This is a genomic window from Arsenophonus sp. ENCA, from assembly GCF_002287155.1.
In the GTDB taxonomy this organism is placed as follows: domain Bacteria; phylum Pseudomonadota; class Gammaproteobacteria; order Enterobacterales; family Enterobacteriaceae; genus Arsenophonus; species Arsenophonus nilaparvatae.
Map to the genome: position 1 here is coordinate 1 of NZ_NHNG01000404.1, position 3,237 is coordinate 3,237.

General features: G+C 41.8%; 3 protein-coding genes and 1 pseudogene. 1 reads left to right on the forward strand and 3 read right to left on the reverse strand.

Annotation, left to right across the window (positions count from 1 at the left end; all coding sequences use genetic code 11):
- Positions 1-246 precede the first annotated feature (246 nt).
- A pseudogene (locus CBG25_RS10595) lies at positions 247-408 on the forward strand (DUF2583 family protein); the annotation flags it as partial.
- A 107-nt stretch (positions 409-515) separates the two neighbouring features.
- Here CBG25_RS10595 and prs read toward each other — a convergent pair.
- The 3 genes from prs to lolB are packed head-to-tail and all read right to left on the reverse strand — an operon-like array spanning position 516 to position 3,045.
- The gene (gene prs / locus CBG25_RS10600) at positions 516-1,463 is read right to left on the reverse strand and encodes a ribose-phosphate diphosphokinase (RefSeq protein ID WP_290606543.1); all 948 of its coding nucleotides are present in this window, start codon (positions 1,461-1,463) and stop codon (positions 516-518) included.
- Between the two features lie 53 nt (positions 1,464-1,516).
- Positions 1,517-2,395 (reverse strand): 4-(cytidine 5'-diphospho)-2-C-methyl-D-erythritol kinase, encoded by an 879-nt coding sequence (gene ispE, locus CBG25_RS10605; protein WP_290606545.1) that lies wholly within the window; start codon positions 2,393-2,395, stop codon positions 1,517-1,519.
- Positions 2,392-3,045: a lipoprotein insertase outer membrane protein LolB gene (gene lolB / locus CBG25_RS10610; protein WP_052044920.1), complete on the reverse strand. Its 654-nt coding sequence runs from the start codon at positions 3,043-3,045 to the stop codon at positions 2,392-2,394. The genes ispE and lolB overlap by 4 nt, the downstream gene beginning before the upstream one ends.
- Between the last annotated feature and the right edge of the window lie 192 nt (positions 3,046-3,237).

Below are 3,237 nucleotides of genomic sequence, written 5' to 3' on the forward strand. Positions count from 1 at the left end.
TTATTAACAGTTCACATATGTTAACCATACCGATAAACCTAGCACCTCATCCGCATGATGCTTGCAGGTAATAACTATTCCCTCACGGTTTCGTTATCGCATTTTACAATGCAAGGTTACATTGTCCCGTGAGCTTCAGACCCCGCAGTTGCCCGCCACGCCTGTCACGGTAGGTTACAGTCAATGGGATGACTGGTTTTGTCCATTCCTTTTTCAAAACAATATGTCAGACGACTTCCTGTCGCACTTTTTCAATTAGATCTACCCGAATATTTAGCAGAAATATCACTGATTAGTCTTTTTATTGGTGCTTTGATTTGGTTAGCTGGTGCCAGAGTGAGTGGTCATGAGGGCATTGCTGATCGTTATTGGTGGCTGCGAAATTTTGACGAGCGGCATCGTCGGTAATCTATCTTAAAGTAAAGAAAAATCCCGTGATAAATATCAAAGGGTTTTCGGTAGTACTAAGTTAATAAATGCGGCAGCTAAAAATTTAACTGAGCGTAATTTATTATTTAGTGTTCAAACATCGCTGAGATTGACTCTTCGTTGCTGATCCTGCGAATGGCTTCAGCCAACATGCCTGATAGCGTTAATGAGCGAACCTTATTGAGCTGTTTGATTTCAGCTGATAAGGGAATAGTGTCACAAACAACCACCTCATCAATGACTGAATCTTTAATATTAGCGACGGCATTACCGGAAAATATGGGATGGGTAGCATATGCAAAGACCCGTTTAGCGCCTCGTTCCTTAAGTGCTTCAGCGGCTTTATACAAGGTACCACCGGTATCTATCATATCATCAACCAGTACACAGTCTCGATTAGCAACATCACCAATGATATGCATAACTTGGGAAACGTTTGCGCGTGGCCGACGTTTATCAATAATGGCCATATCGGTATCATTTAATAATTTGGCAATGGCGCGGGCGCGTACTACTCCGCCTATATCTGGTGAAACGACGATCGGATTGTCTAGATTTTGTTGTAGCATATCTTCTAACAAAATCGGACTACCAAAAACGTTATCTACCGGCACATCAAAAAACCCCTGGATTTGCTCGGCATGCAGATCGACAGTTAAGACCCGGTCAACACCAACACTGGAAAGAAAATCGGCCACTACTTTAGCGGTAATAGGCACACGTGCTGAACGTACACGGCGATCTTGACGTGCATAACCAAAATAGGGAATGACAGCGGTGATCCGACCAGCAGATGCACGGCGTAGTGCATCAACCATGACAACAAGCTCCATTAAATTGTCGTTTGTTGGGGCACACGTTGATTGTATGATGAAAATATCACCACCACGGACATTTTCATTAATTTGTACACTAACCTCACCATCACTAAAACGACCAACCGCAGCGTCGCCAAGGCTCGTATACAGTCGGTTGGCAACACGTTGAGCAAGTTCCGGTGTAGCATTACCAGCAAAAAGCTTCATATCAGGCACGTAAAAAACCTCAGGCTTGCGTCTATAAAGATATTATCGACCAAAAAATATTATTATTGATGGTCTCGATATCTGGAAATCCCAGCGCGGAATGTATGCAAAGGAGACTGGTTAACGCCTTGCGCAACGAAACCCTGCACCCACTCTGGGGCTTTATTTAACACCTTACGGGCAGCAGCTTCAGTTTCGAATTCAGCAAAAACGCAAGCACCTGTGCCGGTAAGACGTGATGATGTATATTCTAGCAGCCATGAAATAAGCTCTTCAACCTCAGGGAAACGTTTTCTTGCGATTGGTTCACAATCATTTGCGTATGGCCCTTGTAACAATGCGCTTAACGAGCGTTTTGCGGAATTACGTTTTAATTCCGGATCAGCAAAAATTTGTTGGGTAGCAATATTTATTCCAGGGTGGGCCACTAAATACCATTTTTCTGCAGGACTGGCTGGCAAAAGTTGATCACCGATGCCTTGCGCGAAAGCTGCATGACCTATTACGAATACCGGAACATCGGCGCCGAGCTGACGGCCAAGCTCGGCTAGAGTATTATCATCAATACGAGTTTGCCAATGGTGATTTAAGGCAATCAATGTGGTTGCTGCATTAGAAGAGCCCCCGCCTAAACCACCGCCGGTGGGTAATCTTTTCTTTACATAAATGTCGGCACCTTGATGACTATCAGCGCGATCTACTTCAATCCAATAGCGCTGTAATAAACGCGCTGCTTTAACAATAAGGTTATTTTCTGCTGGCAGATTAGTAAAGGGTGTAAGCAGCCGAATTTGATTATCTTCACGTGGTTTGATGGTAATTTCATCACCATAGTTAAGAAATTGAAACAGAGTCTGAAGTTGATGGTAACCATCAGCTCGACGGCCGGTAATATAGAGAAATAAGTTAAGTTTTGCTGGAGAGGGCCAGGTTAATGTCATTCGTTTAGCGTCCAACTGTCCATTTTTAACTTAATACGTTGTTTACCTTGTGTTAATTCAATCCGGCTAGGTAGTTTAGGCTGACTATCCTGATGATAAGCAAGGTAGTTCAAATGCCAGGTTTCGCCATTTTGCCTATATTCGATGGTTTTTAACAGCCCATTTTCGTCTAGTGTGAATGATGTGGCATTAGTGGGTAAACCGATTAACCAATAGGGCAGGTTTTCAATTGGAATTTCCATACCTGTTAATTGATAAATCATCTGTGCTGGATGATGGTTGACATATTTTTTACCTTCTCTATCCATTAGCTGGGTAACGCCAGGGGTTACATTGAGCTCTAATTCTGTTGTCCCTAATGGATTGGTCAGTAACAGGCGGTAATTAGACAGCGTATATTGTTGCCAAAAGAATTTGGCATAGGTTTTATTATCTGGGCCAATATAGGCAAAAGCACCACGGGTTTGAAATTTTGTCAACTTGACCAGTTGCTGCTGGTGGTTTATCCATAATGGATTGGTTATTGAGCCGTTTTTTTCAGTTGTTAATTGTTGATTAAATGTACATGCGGTCAAAAAAACAGCAATTAGTGGGATAAATTTGTAACAATAGTGACGTAAACTGGCAAACTGCTTGGCAATGAGTATCATTAAATATTTCCTATTCACACAAGTGGTATTAATTTGTTGATATCGATCAGAAAATTATTAAGGTATAGGACTTACGCAAATTTCACATAAAATAGAATAAAAATTCTGTAGAGTGTTACAAATGAAACCAAGCCGCTTAAATTACTGCCAGTATCTAATGATAAGCCAAATCAATTATACCTTGACGAATTT